Annotated in this window: 10 protein-coding genes; 8 read left to right on the top strand and 2 right to left on the bottom strand. The window is 69.0% G+C overall.

Annotated elements, in window-relative coordinates; genetic code table 11:
* Nucleotides 1-2: 2 nt before the first annotated feature.
* Both H0B54_RS26540 and H0B54_RS26535 read right to left on the bottom strand, forming a co-directional pair.
* On the bottom strand, nucleotides 3-1382 hold the full coding sequence (locus H0B54_RS26540; protein WP_211109572.1) for a sigma-54-dependent transcriptional regulator: 1380 nt from the start codon (nucleotides 1380-1382) through the stop codon (nucleotides 3-5).
* Nucleotides 1379-3133, bottom strand: a complete 1755-nt coding sequence (locus tag H0B54_RS26535) for a sensor histidine kinase (RefSeq protein WP_188262818.1) — start codon at nucleotides 3131-3133, stop codon at nucleotides 1379-1381. Before H0B54_RS26535 ends, H0B54_RS26540 begins: the two co-directional genes overlap by 4 nt.
* A 293-nt stretch (nucleotides 3134-3426) precedes the next feature.
* Here H0B54_RS26535 and H0B54_RS26530 point away from each other — a divergent pair, with 293 nt between their 5' ends.
* The 8 genes from H0B54_RS26530 to H0B54_RS26495 all read left to right on the top strand — a co-directional run.
* The gene (locus H0B54_RS26530; protein ID WP_188262817.1) at nucleotides 3427-4728 is read left to right on the top strand and encodes a dicarboxylate/amino acid:cation symporter; all 1302 of its coding nucleotides are present in this window, start codon (nucleotides 3427-3429) and stop codon (nucleotides 4726-4728) included.
* Nucleotides 4729-4904: 176 nt separating this feature from the next.
* Nucleotides 4905-7223, top strand: a complete 2319-nt coding sequence (locus tag H0B54_RS26525; RefSeq protein WP_188262816.1) for an NADP-dependent malic enzyme — start codon at nucleotides 4905-4907, stop codon at nucleotides 7221-7223.
* 65 nt (nucleotides 7224-7288) lie between these two features.
* Nucleotides 7289-8983, top strand: a complete 1695-nt coding sequence (locus H0B54_RS26520; protein ID WP_188262815.1) for a tetratricopeptide repeat protein — start codon at nucleotides 7289-7291, stop codon at nucleotides 8981-8983.
* Between the two features lie 110 nt (nucleotides 8984-9093).
* Nucleotides 9094-9795, top strand: coding sequence for a hypothetical protein (locus tag H0B54_RS26515; protein WP_188262814.1), 702 nt, complete (start codon nucleotides 9094-9096; stop codon nucleotides 9793-9795).
* Between the two features lie 160 nt (nucleotides 9796-9955).
* On the top strand, nucleotides 9956-11227 hold the full coding sequence (locus H0B54_RS26510) for a paraquat-inducible protein A (protein ID WP_188262813.1): 1272 nt from the start codon (nucleotides 9956-9958) through the stop codon (nucleotides 11225-11227).
* Nucleotides 11220-12914: a PqiB family protein gene (locus tag H0B54_RS26505; protein ID WP_246472836.1), complete on the top strand. Its 1695-nt coding sequence runs from the start codon at nucleotides 11220-11222 to the stop codon at nucleotides 12912-12914. The genes H0B54_RS26510 and H0B54_RS26505 overlap by 8 nt, the downstream gene beginning before the upstream one ends.
* Nucleotides 12915-12922: 8 nt before the next feature.
* Nucleotides 12923-13519: a PqiC family protein gene (locus H0B54_RS26500; RefSeq protein WP_246472834.1), complete on the top strand. Its 597-nt coding sequence runs from the start codon at nucleotides 12923-12925 to the stop codon at nucleotides 13517-13519.
* A gap of 322 nt (nucleotides 13520-13841) precedes the next feature.
* Nucleotides 13842-15094 (top strand): pyruvate formate lyase family protein (locus H0B54_RS26495; protein ID WP_425490093.1); only part of this gene is annotated, 1253 nt, incomplete at its 3' end.

Raw genomic sequence — 15094 nt, 5'->3', positions numbered from 1 at the left:
CGTCACTCCACGAAATCCTCGCGGCTGAGACCGTAGCGCTTCAGCTTGTCGTAGAAGGTCTTGCGCGGGATGTTCAGCGCCTCGATGGCGGCCTTCACGCTGCCCTTGCAACGGGCCAGTTCGCTTTCGATCAGGCTTTTCTCGAACAGGTCCACTTGGTCGGCCAGCGACAGGCCGCTGCGGCCCGCCACCATCGCCGGAGCGGTGCCGCCCACCGCGGACAGCGCGTCATCCAGCCCGAGGACGAAGCGGTCGGCGGCGTTGCGCAGTTCGCGGACGTTGCCGGGCCAGTCGTGGGCCGCCAGCCGCTGCACCTGCGCCGGGCTGGGCGCGCGGGGCTCGCGGTTGTAGCGCGCGGCGGCCTGGACGACGAAATGCTGGAACAGCAGGGGGATGTCGTCGCGGCGGTCGCGCAGCGGCGGGATGGTCACCACGACGACGTTGAGCCGGTAATAGAGGTCCTCGCGGAACTTGCCCTCGCTGGCCGCCTTGCGCAGGTCGACCTTGGTCGCGGCGACGACGCGCAGGTCCACGGGGATCAGCTCGTTCGAGCCGAGCGGCTCCACCACCCGCTCCTGGATCACGCGCAGCAGCTTGACCTGGAGCGAGAGCGGCATGCTCTCGATCTCGTCGAGGAAGAGCGTGCCGCCGCTGGCGTGCTCGATGCGCCCGACGCGGCGCTTGCCGGCTCCGGTGAAGGCCCCGGCCTCGTGCCCGAACAGCTCGCTCTCGAAGATCGCCTCGGGCATGGCGCCGCAGTTCAGGGCGACGAAGGGGTGCTTGCGCCGGTTGCTGCCGGCATGGAGGGCGCGGGCGACCATCTCCTTGCCGGTGCCGGTCTCGCCCAGCACCAGCACGTCGGCGTCGGTGTCGGCGACCGCTGCGATGGCGCTGCGCAGCCGCTCGATCCCCGGCGTCCGCCCGACGATGGGCGAGGCCTCCCCGGCGGGCAGGCCGGCCAACTGGTCGCGCAGGCGCCGGTTCTCCAGCACCAGCCGGCGCTTCTCCACCGCGCGCCGCGTCACCTCGACCAGCCGGTCGGAGGGAAAGGGCTTTTCCAGGAAGTCGTAGGCGCCGCGCCGCATCGCCTCGACCGCCATCGGCACGTCGCCGTGGCCGGTGATCAGGATGACCGGCAGCTCGGGGTCCAGCGCCAGGGCGCGCTCCATCAGCTCCAGCCCGTCGATCTGCGGCATGCGCACGTCGGTGACCAGGGCGCCCGGCCAGTCACGGCCGAGATGGCGCAGCGCGCGTTCCGCCCCGTCGCAGGCGGTGACGTCGAAGCCCGCCAGTTCCAGCGCCTGCTGCCCGGCGAGGCGGACGGACCGCTCGTCGTCCACGAAGAGGACGGAGCCGCCCGGGGCGATGCTGCCGGTCGTCATGTCTGGGAATCCCTGCGCTTGAGGCGGATGGTGAAGAGGGCGCCGCCCTCCGGGTGGTTGGCGGCGGTCAGGCTGCCGCCGAAATCCTCGACGATGCCGTGGCTGATCGACAGGCCGAGGCCGAGGCCGTCGCCCGCCTCCTTGGTCGTGAAGAAGGGCACGAAGATGCGCGGCAGGTCGGCCTCGGCGATGCCGGGGCCGCTGTCGCGGACGGTCAGCACCGCCTCCTCCCCCTCCGCGGCCAGGGCGATCCGGACATGGCGGCGGGGCGAGGCGCGCATGGCATCGGCGGCGTTGCCGATCAGGTTGACCAGCACCTGTTGCAGCCGCACGTCCTCGCCGGTGACCAGCAGGGGGCCGGGCGGCAGATCGGTGTCCACCGTCACGGAATCGCGGCGCAGACGGGCCTCCAGCAGGGCCAGCGCCTGTCCGACGGCGGCGGCGGCGGACACCGCGCCCAGCGTGCCCGAGGCGCGCCGCGCGAAGCCCTTCAGGCTGCGGGTGATGGCGGCCATGCGGTCGGTCAGGTCGGCGATCTCCGCCAGATTGTCGCGCACCGAGTCCGGCCGCCCGCGCTCCAGCAGCACCACCGCGTTGTCGGCGAAGCTGCGGATGGCGGCGAGCGGCTGGTTGATCTCGTGGGCCATGGCCGCCGACATCTGGCCCAGCGCCGCCAGCTTCGCCGCCTGGGTCAGCTCGTTCTCGGTGGCGCGCAGCTCCGCCGTGGCGGCGGCCACGCGGCGCTCCAGCTCGGCCCGCGCCTCCTCCTGCAGGGCCAGCCGCTCCACGAGGTTCAGGCGGCGCTGGGCCAGCGCGTGGCCGGTCAGGGCGGCCAGCGCCACCACCGCGGCGGCGAGCAGCCCGGCCTGCTGGGCGCGGGTGGCGACCGGGGCGAGGCTGGTCAGGGCGTGGATCGTCCAGTCGCCGCCGGGCACCGCGGCGGATTGCAGGAGGTAGCGCCGCTCCGCGTTGCCCTCCCGCAGCGTGATGCGGTCGGACGCCCCACCGAAGGCCCAGGGCAGGGTGGGGATCTCCTCGGTCGCGGGGACCGCCGCCGCGGGCAGCGTGACCGGCAGGCGGCGGGGCAGGGCGTTGTAGCGCCAGCCCTCCACGTTGGTGATGAAGACGATGCCGTCGCGGTCGGAGACCAGCACCTTCTCCTGACCGCGCGACCAAGCCCGTTCCAGCTCCTGGAAACCGACCTTCAGGACCACGACGCCAGCCGGCCGCCCGTCTGTGCGGTTTTCCGCCACCACCCGCTGCGACGTGTAATAACCGGGGACGAGCGAGGTGGTGCCGAGCGCGAAATGATGCCCCTCCCCCTGCTCCATGGCCGACTGGAAATAGGGGCGATAGCTGAAATTCTGCCCGACGAAGCTGGGCGAGGCGTTCCAGTTGCTGGCCGCGACGGTGGTTCCCGCCGCGTTCATCACATAGAGGGCGGAGGCCTTCAGCGTCGCCGCGATGGCCTCCAGCTTGCGGTTCAGGCGGTCCACCCGCTCCGGGCTGGGGTCACGCAGCAGGTCGGCAACCTCCTGGTCACGGGCGAGCACCATCGGCACGGCGGCGTGCCGCTCCAGCTCCGTCCGCAGGTTGGATTCGTACAGCGACAGCTGCGCCAACCCCTGTTCGCGCAAGGATTCTCCGGCGTTGTCGGCCGCCAAACCTGCGGCCACCGCTGCGGCCAGCGGCATGCCGACCACCAGCACGGCCAGCATCACCCGCCGCGGACGGGCGAACAGGACGGACATCCGCCGGGCGAACCAGTCGCGGCTTTGCGAAAATGTCCAGCGGGTGGGGGCGATCCTAACCAACGGTCCTCAGTTCATGCTGCGCCGCAACAAGAGGTCTTGATGTGCGGATTTTCGCACATGGATTCCGCCCCTGTCGTGCGGATTCTGACCCACGCGTTCCGTCAGAGCGCTGCGATTCCTCATTTTTAATTTTGGCACACCGCTTGCTTTGAGAGGGGCATGACGGGCCGGCCGCCGACCGCGAGACAAGAGCGGCAGCCCCTTCCAAGGAACGCCACGAGGAGACGACCATGCACGCCCAAGGGCAGCCCCAGAAAAAGCCATTCTACACGAACCTGACCGTCCAGGTTCTGACCGCGATCACCATCGGCATTCTGCTCGGCCATTTCTATCCGGCTCTTGCGGTGCAGATGAAGCCCCTGGGCGATGTCTTCATCAAGATGATCAAGATGGTCATCGGCCCGATCGTCTTCCTGACCGTGGTCACCGGCATCTCCTCGATCGGCGACATGAAGAAGGTCGGCAAGGTCGGCGGCAAGGCGATCCTGTACTTCGAGGTCGTCACCACCTTCGCCCTGGGTCTCGGCCTGCTGGTCGTCAATCTGGTGAAGCCGGGCTCGGGGATGAACATCCAGGCCGGCTCGCTGAAGGCCGACGCCGTCGCCAAGTACGCGACCGAGGCGCAGAACCACACGACCATCGACTTTCTGGTCAACATCGTCCCGGACAACGTCGTCGGCGCCTTCGTCAAGGGCGACATGCTGCAGATCCTGTTCTTCGCGGTGATCTTCGGCGTCGCTCTGTCCGCCATGGGCCAGAAGGGCAAGGTGGTCGAGGACATGTTCGAGAAGGTGTCGCACGCCATGTTCGGCGTGATCGGCATCCTGATGCGCGTCGCCCCGCTGGGTGCCTTCGGCGCCATGTCCTTCACCATCGGCAAGTACGGCGTGTCGTCGCTGACCTCGCTCGGCCAGCTGATGGCGGCGGTCTACATCACGATGGCGCTGTTCGTCTTCGTCGTGCTGGGCAGCATCGCCCGCCTGTACAACTTCAGCCTCTGGTCCTTCCTGCGCTACATCAAGGACGAACTGCTGATCGTGCTCGGCACCTCCTCGTCGGAGTCCGTGCTGCCGCGCATGATGGAGAAGATGCAGAAGTTCGGCTGCTCCAAGCACGTCGTCGGCCTCGTCATTCCGACCGGCTACTCGTTCAACCTCGACGGCACCTCCATCTACCTGTCGATGGCCGCGATCTTCATCGCCCAGGCTTTCAACATCGACCTGACGATCTGGCAGCAGCTCACCATCCTCGGCCTGCTGATGCTGACCTCGAAGGGTGCGGCGGCGGTCACCGGCGGCGGCTTCGTGACGCTGGCGGCCACGCTCTCGGCCACCGGCCATCTGCCGATCGAAGGTCTGGCGCTGCTGCTGGGCGTCGACCGCTTCATGTCGGAAGCCCGCGCCATCACCAACCTGATCGGCAACGGCGTCGCCACCATCGTGGTCGCCAAGATGGAAGGCGAGTTCGACGAGAGCAAGGCGGTCGCCGAATACCAGGAACACTTCAAGGAACCGGCCCTGGCCCGCATCTGACGCGGGTCCGGCCTCCGGTCCGGCCTCCGGTCCCTGGGGGTGAAAAGGAAGGGGCGGTCCGCCATGGGCTGCCCCTTTCCCATTCCGGTGCCCGGCCAATTCGGGTATAAGCCGGAGGGGAAACAGTTCGTCGTTCGGCAAATTAACTGAAATCAAGTTAAAAGGGGAGAGGACGTATGTCCGGCGACTTCGACGCGATGGCGCTTGAGTACCACCGGAATCCGAAGCCCGGTAAGTTGGCGATCGTCGCCACCAAGCCCATGGCGAACCAGCGCGACCTCGCGCTGGCCTACTCGCCGGGCGTGGCCGCGGCGTCCAGCGCCATCGCCGCCGACCCGGCCCAGGCCGCGGAGCTGACGGCCCGCGCCAACCTCGTGGCGGTCATCACCAACGGCACGGCGGTGCTGGGCCTGGGCGACATCGGTCCGATGGCCGCCAAGCCGGTTATGGAGGGCAAGGCCGTCCTCTTCAAGAAGTTCGCCGGCATCGACTGCTTCGACCTGGAGCTGAACGAGAAGGACGTCGACGGTCTGGTGGACACCATCGTCCGGCTGGAGCCGACCTTCGGCGCCATCAACCTGGAGGACATCGCCGCTCCGGCCTGCTTCGAGGTCGAGCGCCGCTGCCGCGAGCGGATGAAAATCCCGGTCTTCCACGACGACCAGCACGGCACCGCCATCGTGGTGGGTGCGGCCGTCCTGAACGGGCTGAAGCTGGTCGGCAAGGACATCTCCACCGTCAAGGTCGTCTCCACCGGCGGCGGGGCCGCGGGCATCGCCTGCCTGGACCTGATGCTCAGCCTTGGCGTGAAGCGCGAGAACGTCTGGCTGGTCGACCGCATCGGCGTGGTCCACAAGGGCCGCAACGAGGAGATGAACCCCTACAAGGACGCCTACGCGCAGGAGACGGACGCCCGCGTGCTGAACGACGTCATCGACGGGGCGGACATCTTCCTCGGCCTGTCCGGCGCCAAGGTGCTGAAGCCGGAGATGCTGGTCCGCATGGCCGAAAAGCCGCTGGTCCTGGCGCTGGCCAACCCGGAGCCGGAGATCATGCCGGACCTCGCCCGGCAGGCCCGTCCCGACGCCATCATCGCCACCGGCCGCTCGGACTTCCCCAACCAGGTCAACAACGTCCTCTGCTTCCCCTTCATCTTCCGCGGCGCGCTGGACGTCGGCGCGACGACGGTGAACGAGGAGATGAAGATCGCCGCCACCCACGCCATGGCCAGCCTCGCCCAGGCCGAGCCGTCGGACGTGGTCGCCGCCGCCTATGTCGGCGAGAATCTGCGCTTCGGTCCGGACTACATCCTGCCGAAGCCCTTCGACCCGCGTCTGGTGATCGAGGTGTCCTCGGCGGTCGCCAAGGCCGCCATGGAGTCGGGGGTGGCGACGCGGCCGATCGCCGATTTCCGCGCCTACCGCGACAGCCTCGGCCAGTATGTCTTCCGCTCCGGCCTCGTCATGAAGCCGGTCATCACCAAGGCGAAGGCGGCGCCCAAGCGCATCGTCTACGCCGAGGGCGAGGAGCCGCGCGTCCTGCGTTGCGCCCAGGTGGTGGTGGACGACGGCATCGCCCATCCGGTCCTGCTCGGCCGTGCCGACGTGATCGAGCGGACGATCGCCGACATGGGCCTGCGCATCCGCATCGGCAAGGACGTGGAGGTGATCGAGGCCGCCCGTGATCTGCGCTGCCACAACTACGCCGAGGTCTACCGGCAGCTCATGGGCCGCCGCGGCGTCTCGCCGGCCAACGCGCTGAACGTCGTGCGCACCCAGCCGAGCGTCTTCGGCGCGCTGATGGTCCGCCGGGGCGAGGCCGACGGCATGGTCTGCGGCACCTCAGGCCGCTACGGCGACCACTTCAACCATGTCATGGACGTGATCGGCCTGCGCAAGGGCGTGAAGGTCGCCGGCGCGATGAACGGTCTGATCTCGCAGAAGGGCACGCACTTCATCTGCGACACCTACGTCAACCCCGACCCGACCGCCGAGCAGGTGGCCGAGATCGCCCGGCTGGCGGCGGAAGAGGTGAAGCGCTTCGGCATCGAGCCGAAGGTGGCGCTGCTCTCCCACTCCAACTTCGGCAGCGCGGACACCCCGTCCGCCCGCAAGATGCGGCTGGCCTACCAGCTCATCGCCGAGGAGAACCCCGACCTGGAGGTGGACGGCGAGATGCACGCCGACGCCGCCCTGTCGGAGGTGCTGCGCAAGGGAGTGCTGCCCGACAGCCGCCTGAAGGGCGAGGCGAACCTGCTGGTCATGCCGACCCTGGACGCCGCCAACATCGCCTTCAACATGCTGAAGATCATGGCCGACGCGCAGAATGTCGGGCCGATGCTGCTGGGCGCCGCGCGCCCCGTGCACATCGTCACTCCGTCTGTCACCACGCGCGGTCTGGTCAACATGACGGCGGTGGCGGTGGTCGACGCCCAGCTCGCCGCCCCGGTCAACGCCGCCCCGCGTCCCCCGGCGCTGCAGGACGGCGAGGACTGAGCAACCGCGACCGCGGGGCTGGACGGCGCTTGCGCCGCTCCGGTCCCGCGGGCCACTCTGCCGGGATGAGTCCCGACGCTGTTTCCCACGATGACCTGCCCACCCTGACCGCGCTGGCCTTGCGTCACCACGCCGAAGGACGGCTGGCAGAAGCGGTGACCGCCTACACCGACGCCTTGCGGCTGGACCGCCGCAACCCGGCGCTGCTCTACGGCTTCGGGCAGGTGCTGCGCGATCTCGGACAGATGGACGGGGCCGCCACATGCTTCGAGGCCGCCTTCGCCCTCGACCCCGGATGCGTGGACGCGGCCGATGGCTTGGGCACGCTGCGCGCCGGGCAGGGCCGTTTCGCCGAGGCCGAAGCCTGCCACCGCGCCGCTCTGGCCCGCGGCGCCGACCGGGCGAGGTTCTGGAACAATCTGGCCAACGCACTAAGCCGGCAAGGTCGGGCCGCAGCGGCCCTGGCGGGGTGGCAGCGCGCCGTTCTGCTCGATCCGGCCTTGCCGGAGGGACTGTCCAACCTCGGCGGCGGGCTGCGCGACGCGGAGCGGCTGGACGAGGCCGAGCGGGCGCACCGCCGCGCCCTGCGGCTGATGCCGGATGAACCGCAGGCCAACAACAATTTCGGCCACGCGCTGCAGGCCCGGCTCCGCCACGCGGAGGCGGCCCGCTGGTTCCGTCGCGCCCTGACGCTCGACCCCGGCTATGCGGCGGCCTTGTGCAATCTCGGTCTGGCGGTGCAGCGCCTGGGCGATGGAGGGCTGGCGGAACGTCTGTACGGGCGGGCACTCCGCGTGAGCCCCGATCTGGCGCTGGCCCATTTCAACCGCGGCCTGCTGCGGCTGGAGCGCGGCGAGCTGGTGGAGGGCTGGGCCGGCTATGGCTGGCGCTTCGCGTCCGGTCAGGCGGGCGGGGCGCGTCAGCCACGGATCCCCGCGTGGCGCGGCGAGGATCTGGCGGGGAAGCGCCTGCTGATCTGGGGCGAGCAAGGGGTGGGCGACACCATCCTGTTCTCCTCCCTCTGCGCGGATGCCATCGCCCGCGCCCGCTCCGTGGTGATCGAGGCCGACCGTAGGCTGGTGCCCCTGTTCGCCCGCTCCTTCCCCGCCGCTCTGGTCCGCGCCCCGCGGAGCGATGCGGGCGGCGTGCCCGATTGCGACCTTCACACGCCCATCGGTTCCCTGGCGCGGGTCTTCCGCCGCGACCTGTCCGCCTTCGCCGGCGCTGCCGGCGGCTGGCTGGTCCCCGACCCGGTTCGGGTGGCGCTCTGGCGGGAGCGGGTGGCGGCGCTCGGCCCGGGCCTTCGCGTGGGAATCGGCTGGCGCAGCGCGCTGATGACCGAATCGCGCCGCGCCGCCTACAGCCGGCTCGACCAGTGGGAAGCGCTGCTCGCCGTGCCGGGGGTGGTCTTCGTCACTCTCCAGTATGGTGCGTGCGAGGCCGAGCGGGCGGCGGCGGAAGAACGTTTCGGGGTCACCATCCATCGCTGGGACAATCTCGACCTGACCGACGATTTCGACGGTACGGCGGCGCTGATGACGAACCTGGACCTCGTGGTCGCGCCCGCCACGGCGGTGGGGGAGTTGGCGGCGGCGCTCGGCGTGCCGGTCTGGCGCTTCGGCGGGCGGGATTGGACCCAGCTCGGCACCGCGGTGCGCCCCTGGTTTCCGGCGCAACGCCTGTTCCAGCCGCAGGGCGGGGAGGACGTCCATGGCGTGCTGAACCGGATGGCCGCACAACTCGCCCGGCGGCCTATCTGAAATTTCAGCGAAAAACAATTCGCAACTTTACATGCTTTGCGGTAAAGTGAGGATCGAGCGATCCATTCGCGCTTCTCCATTCGGGGGCGTGCCTGATGGGAGGGGGTGTCATGTCAGACGCAATGGCCGGCGTTGGTCAGATGGTTGCGGACCTCAACAAGTCCGTGTCCGCCGCCGTCGATCGCCTGAATGCCCAGCGCGAGGCCGAGGCCGCCGCCAACGCGAACGTGCAGGAATTCCGCAAGGACGTCCGCAAGTCCTCCGTCAACACCCCCGGCTTCGCCACGGACATGGGCGTTCTCGCCAAGAACGTGACCCGCCTCAACGTGGTCGGTGCGCTGGGCGCCGACGACCCCGTCGACTTCTACAAGTTCCGCGTGACCACCAAGGGCGAAGTGACGCTGGGGCAGGTCGGCGACGAGGGCCTGCGCGTCCAGGTGATGTCCAAGTTCGGCACGGTTCTGGCCGACAGCGACAAGAGCGCCGGAAAGAACTACGACGCCTTCAAGAGCATGATGCAGGGCGAGTACGAACTCGATCGCGGCGACTACACGCTGCGCCTGACGCGCGAGAAGGGGCAGTCGCCCAAGGACGCGAAGAACTACGCCATCCAGCTCAGCATGGGCAAATACACCCAGGACTACGACACGGTCGCCAAGGCGCCGAAGAAGGGCGAAAGCCCCTTCAACCTCTCCACCGGCCAGCAGGCCATGCTGGACGGACTGAGCCAGGCGGCGGCGAGCCTGAATTCGATCCCCACCGGCCAGACCGGCACGCAAAAGCTGCTGGGCAGCTTCAACATGTTCGTCTGATCGAGTCCTGTTCTCCACCAAAGGCCGAAGCCCTTTCCCCACCCAGGGGGGAAGGGCTTTTTCCATCCGGGGCCCATGGTCCGCCCCGGTCGGTGTCCCTCCGCAGGCGCACCCCGCAATCGGCGGACCTTTCGCCTGTGGGAAATGTTAAGCCAACGCTATGACCGCACCGGACCATCCGATCCTGCTCTGCCGCGACTGTGGGGCGCCGCACGCCCTGCCGCCGGCCTTGCCCGGCCATCGCGCGGAATGCCACCGCTGCGGGGCGGTGCTGCGCCATTTCCGGACCGGCGGACTGGGGCACGCGGTGGCCCTCGCCATCGCCTCGACGATCCTGTTCGTCACCGCCAACCTGTTCCCCATCCTGACCTTCGAGCTGGAGGGGCGGGCGCAGACGGCGACCCTGCTCAGCGGTTCGGTGGCGCTGTGGGATGGCGGCTACGAGGTGCTGGGCGTCCTGGTCTTCTTCGTGCTGTTCCTGGCGCCGCTGGCGCAGGTGCTCGGCACGCTCTACGTCGTGATGCCGCTCGCCGCCGGGCGGACGGCGGCGCCGGGCGCGGCCTGGACCTTCCGGACGGTGGCGCGGCTGCGCCGCTGGGCGATGGCGGAGGTCTTCCTGCTCGGCCTGATCGTCGCCTATGTGAAGCTGTCCGATCTGGCGGAACTGGAGCCGGGGGCGTCGCTGGCCGCCCTGGTCGCCTTCATCCTGGTGCAGGTGTGGGGGGAGGCGTCGCTCAGCCCGTTCGAGGTGTGGGAGCGGATCGCGCCGCAGACCCGCGTCGCCCAAGCGGCCAACGCCGACCCGGAGCGGCTGACCGCCTGCCACGACTGCCATCAGGTGGTGGCCGGGCCCGATGGCGGTGAATCGCAGGGAGCATGCCCGCGCTGCGGCGCCCGGCTGCATCACCGCAAGCCGAACAGCCTGCCGCGCGGCTGGGCGCTGATCTCCGCGGCGACGATCCTCTACATTCCGGCGAACCTGCTGCCGATCATGACGGTGGTCTATTTCGGCGCCGGCCAGCCCGACACCATCCTGTCCGGTGTGGAGGCGCTGATCGCGGCGGAGATGTGGCCGGTGGCCCTGCTGGTCTTCTTCGCCAGCATCACCGTGCCGGTCCTGAAGCTGATCGGGCTGGCCTATCTGCTGTGGACGGTGCAGCGGGGTTCGCCGAAGCGGCAACGCGACCGCACGCGACTCTACCGGTTGATCGAGGGGGTCGGGCGCTGGTCCATGGTGGACATCTTCATGATCTCGCTTCTGACGGCTCTGGTCCAGCTGGGCGCCATCGCCACCATCCACGCGGAGCTGGGCGCCGTCGCCTTTGCCGCCGTCGTCATCATCACCATGCTGGCGTCGGAGTCCTTCGACCCACGGCTGATCTGGGATGCGCCGCCTCGGCAGGCGCACCGTCAGGAATCCTCCCATGACTGATCCGAATTCCACAGTGGAGCCGGCCAGCCCGGTGATCCGTCGCCGCCGCGGCCTGCCGCTGATCTGGCTGGTGCCGCTGGTCGCGGCGCTGATCGGAGGCTGGCTGGCCTGGAGGACGCTGAACGAGCGCGGCCCGACCATCACCATCACCTTCGACACGGCGGAGGGGCTGGAACCGGGCAAGACCCGCGTGCGCTACCGCGACGTGGATGTCGGGACCGTGCAGGGGGTGGCGGTCTCGCCCGACTTGGCGAACGTCATCGTCACCGTGCGCATGGTGAAGGGAGCTGCCTCCTACCTCAACGACCGGACCAGCTTCTGGGTTGTCAAGCCGCGGCTGGGCTTCGGCGGCGTTTCGGGGCTCGGCACGCTGGTCTCGGGCGCCTACATCGGCATGGACCCGGGAACCGGGAACGGCGAGGCGCTCACCGCCTTCCGCGGTTTGGAGGAGCCGCCGCTGATCCGCTCCAGTTCGCCGGGCCGGCGCTTTGCGCTGAGTGCCGATCGGCTGGGCGGGTTGGGGCCGGGGGCGCCGATCTACTACCGCGGCATCCAGGTCGGCGAGGTGGTCGGTTACGAATTCTCCCAGGACTGGCAATCGCTGACCATCCCGGTCTTCATCCACGCCCCCTACGACCGGATCGTCCGGCCCAACACCCGTTTCTGGAACGCCAGCGGCCTGTCGGTGTCGATTGGGCCGGAAGGACCGACGGTGGCACTGGAATCGTTGCAGTCGCTGGCGACCGGCGGGGTGTCCTTCGAGACTCCCGGCCTTGGCGGACCCGGGGACGGCGGTGAGATCGCCGCGGAGGGAACGGCCTTCCCCCTCTATGAGAGCCGCAACGCCGCCAGCGACGCGCGCTTCACCCGGCGGGTGCCCTTCCTGGTGCATTTCGACGGGTCGGTGCGCGGCCTGCATCCGGGCTCCGCGGTGGAGTTCCGTGGCATCCGGGTGGGGGAGGTGACCGACATTCGGCTCGACGTGGACCCGGTGTCCGGCGAGGCCCGCATTCCGGTGACCCTGAACATCGAGCCGGAACGGCTGGGCAGCGACCTGCCTGCGGCGCACGACACCGAGACCGCCTATTCCCGCACGAAAGCACTGGTGGAACAGGGGTTGCGGGCGCAGCTGCGCACCGGCAACCTGTTGACCGGGGAGCTGATCGTGACGCTCGACTTGTTCCCCGACGCACCGAAGGAAACCTTGATCAGTGGCGGACCCTATCCGGAGCTGCCCTCCCAGCCGAACGTGCTCGACACGGCGACCAAAACCGCCACCGACCTGATGAACGAGTTGGCCCGCGCGCCCATCGCCGAAACGGTGGCGGAACTGCGCTCCACCATTCAGAAGGCCGGTGCCCTGCTCGGTTCGCCGGAGGTGGCTCAGGCCATGGTTTCGCTCAGCCGGTCTCTGGCTGAGCTGGAGAAGACGACGCAGGCGCTGGGCAGCGAGGGCGGGCCGACCATCCGCGCCTTGCGGGACGTGGCGGAGAACACCTCCAAGCTGGTCCGGCAGGCCGAACAAACACTCAGCAGCACGGACGGGCTGGTCAACTCGTCCCGCCCCGCCGTCAGCGATCTGCAGGGGCTGGTGCGCGAACTGACCGCGGCGGCCCGCTCCATCCGCGGCCTGACCGACTATCTCGAACGGCATCCCGAAGCCCTGATCCGGGGCAAACGCGGTTGAGGACTCCCATGGCTCCGATTGCTCACACCCGCCGCTTCCTGCTGTGCGCCTCCGCCCTGGCGTTGCTCGCCGCCTGCAGCACGCCGCCCAGCCGCTTCTACCATCTGGACGCCGTCGCTCCGGATTCCGCCCAGCCGCGGACCGCCGAGGCGCAGCGCCGGGTGATCGGGCTGGAGGGCGTCAAGGTCCCCGGCTATCTCGACCGCTCCGAACTGGTGATGCGGGCGACGGGCAACCGGCTGGTCGTCATGGAGTTCGACCGCTGGGGTGGCCCCCTCGACGAGATGGTGACCCGCACGCTGCTGCGGAACCTGGAGACGGACCTGCCGGGAGCGGAGGTCGTCGGCCTGCCGCTTCAGCGCGACTTTCCGCTGTCGCAGGTGGTGGAGGTGACGCTGGACCGCTTCGACGCGGCGGAGGACGGGCCGGCGGTTCTGGAGGCGCGCTGGCGGGTCTTCGACCAGGGCGGCGACCGGCTGCGCCGGCTGGGCCACACCGCGGCGCAGGAACCGGTGAGTGCGGCCGGCGATCCCGGCGCCGTGGCCGACGCCCTCAGCCGCACCCTGGCCCGCTTGGCGCAAGATATCGCAAGCGCGCTGCGCTGATCCGGGTCGTCTGTTTTAAATGGGGCGATCCAAATGAAAGTATTCGATTTTCGGTGGATTGTCTCAAATGCTGCGCCGCAGAAGTGGGACATTTTTTCAACTTTTGTGACAGGACGTGACTTGGATGGTGCTCTGCGTATTTCGCAGAGATTGATTGATTGGGATCAATGAGGTGGGGGAGCTTTGGGCGCCTACTGATTGGGCAAGCGCGATGCTTGGCCGGGCGGGTCCGTCCGGTCCGGCGCCGCGCAACGTGGCGCGGCCCCCGCCGGGGAGGGCAGGGACCGCCGCAGACCAATAGAGGCGCGTCATGGATTCCCTGATGTTCGAACCGAAAATCCCCGTTGCCGAAGCCGAGACGCCGAACCCCTGGCGCGGTTTCGCGCCCGGTTCCTGGCGGACCACGGTCGATCTGCGCGATTTCATCGTGAAGAACGTCCGCCCCTACGACGGCGACGGCGGCTTCCTCTCCCCGGCCAGCGACCGCACCCTGTCGCTGTGGAACAAGGTGCGTGATCTCTTGAAGGAGGAGCGCGCGGCCAAGGGCGGCGTGCTCGACGCCGACACGGAGCTGGTGTCCTCCATCGTCAGCCACGCCCCCGGCTACATCGACCGGGAGCTTGAGGTCATCGTCGGCCTGCAGACGGACAAGCCGCTGAAGCGGTCGATCATGCCCTTCGGCGGCTGGCGCATGGTCAAGACGGGCCTGGAGGCCTACGGCTTCAAGCCCTCGCCCAAGCTGGACGACGTGTTCCCGGCGTTGCGCAAGACGCACAACGACGGCGTCTTCGACGTCTACACCGACGAGATGCTGCGCTGCCGCAAGTCGGGCGTCATCACCGGCCTGCCGGACGCCTACGGCCGCGGGCGCATCATCGGCGATTACCGCCGGCTGGCGCTCTACGGCGCCGATTTCCTGATCGCCGACAAGAAGGCCCAGTACAAGAGCCTGGAAGTCGACCGCATCGACGAGCACACGCTGCGCCTGCGCGAGGAGATCACCGAGCAGATCCGCGCGCTCCGCGACCTCGTGGCGATGGCGGCGTCCTACGGCTTCGACGTGACCCGCCCGGCGACCAACGCCTTCGAGGCGGTGCAGTGGACCTATCTGGCCTATCTGGCGGCGGTGAAGGAGGCCAACGGAGCGGCGATGTCGCTCGGCCGCGTGTCGAGCTTCCTCGACGTCTACATCGAGCGCGACCTGCGCGAAGGCCGCCTGGACGAGGCGGGCGCTCAGGAGCTGATCGACCAGTTCGTCATCAAGCTGCGGATGGTGCGTTTCCTGCGCACGCCGGAGTACGACCAGCTCTTCTCGGGCGACCCGACCTGGGTGACGGAGTGCATCGGCGGCATGGCGCTCGACGGCCGCACGCTGGTGACCAAGGGCAGCTTCCGCATGCTGCACACGCTCCAGAATCTCGGCCCGGCGCCGGAGCCGAACCTGACCGTGCTGTGGTCGGAGAGCCTGCCGGAAGGCTTCAAGACGTTCTGTGCGGAGACCTCCATCAAGACCTGCTCGGTGCAGTACGAGAACGACGACCTGATGCGGCCCTACTGGGGCGACGACTACGGCAT

The sequence above is a fragment of the Azospirillum tabaci genome, assembly GCF_014596085.1.
GTDB lineage: Bacteria > Pseudomonadota > Alphaproteobacteria > Azospirillales > Azospirillaceae > Azospirillum > Azospirillum tabaci.
The sequence above is the reverse complement of the archived record's forward strand: the minus strand, read 5'-3'. Positions and strand labels throughout refer to the sequence as shown.

What these genes read in the sequence shown, in the direction of transcription:
- H0B54_RS26510 (WP_188262813.1), top strand. Translation starts at nt 9,956, where the DNA reads ATGACCGCACCGGACCATCCGATCCTGCTCTGCCGCGACTGTGGGGCG.
- H0B54_RS26525 (WP_188262816.1), top strand. Translation starts at nt 4,905, where the DNA reads ATGTCCGGCGACTTCGACGCGATGGCGCTTGAGTACCACCGGAATCCG.
- H0B54_RS26540 (WP_211109572.1), bottom strand. Translation starts at nt 1,382, where the DNA reads ATGACGACCGGCAGCATCGCCCCGGGCGGCTCCGTCCTCTTCGTGGAC.
- H0B54_RS26530 (WP_188262817.1), top strand. Translation starts at nt 3,427, where the DNA reads ATGCACGCCCAAGGGCAGCCCCAGAAAAAGCCATTCTACACGAACCTG.
- H0B54_RS26520 (WP_188262815.1), top strand. Translation starts at nt 7,289, where the DNA reads ATGAGTCCCGACGCTGTTTCCCACGATGACCTGCCCACCCTGACCGCG.
- H0B54_RS26515 (WP_188262814.1), top strand. Translation starts at nt 9,094, where the DNA reads ATGTCAGACGCAATGGCCGGCGTTGGTCAGATGGTTGCGGACCTCAAC.
- H0B54_RS26505 (WP_246472836.1), top strand. Translation starts at nt 11,220, where the DNA reads ATGACTGATCCGAATTCCACAGTGGAGCCGGCCAGCCCGGTGATCCGT.
- H0B54_RS26500 (WP_246472834.1), top strand. Translation starts at nt 12,923, where the DNA reads ATGGCTCCGATTGCTCACACCCGCCGCTTCCTGCTGTGCGCCTCCGCC.
- H0B54_RS26535 (WP_188262818.1), bottom strand. Translation starts at nt 3,133, where the DNA reads ATGTCCGTCCTGTTCGCCCGTCCGCGGCGGGTGATGCTGGCCGTGCTG.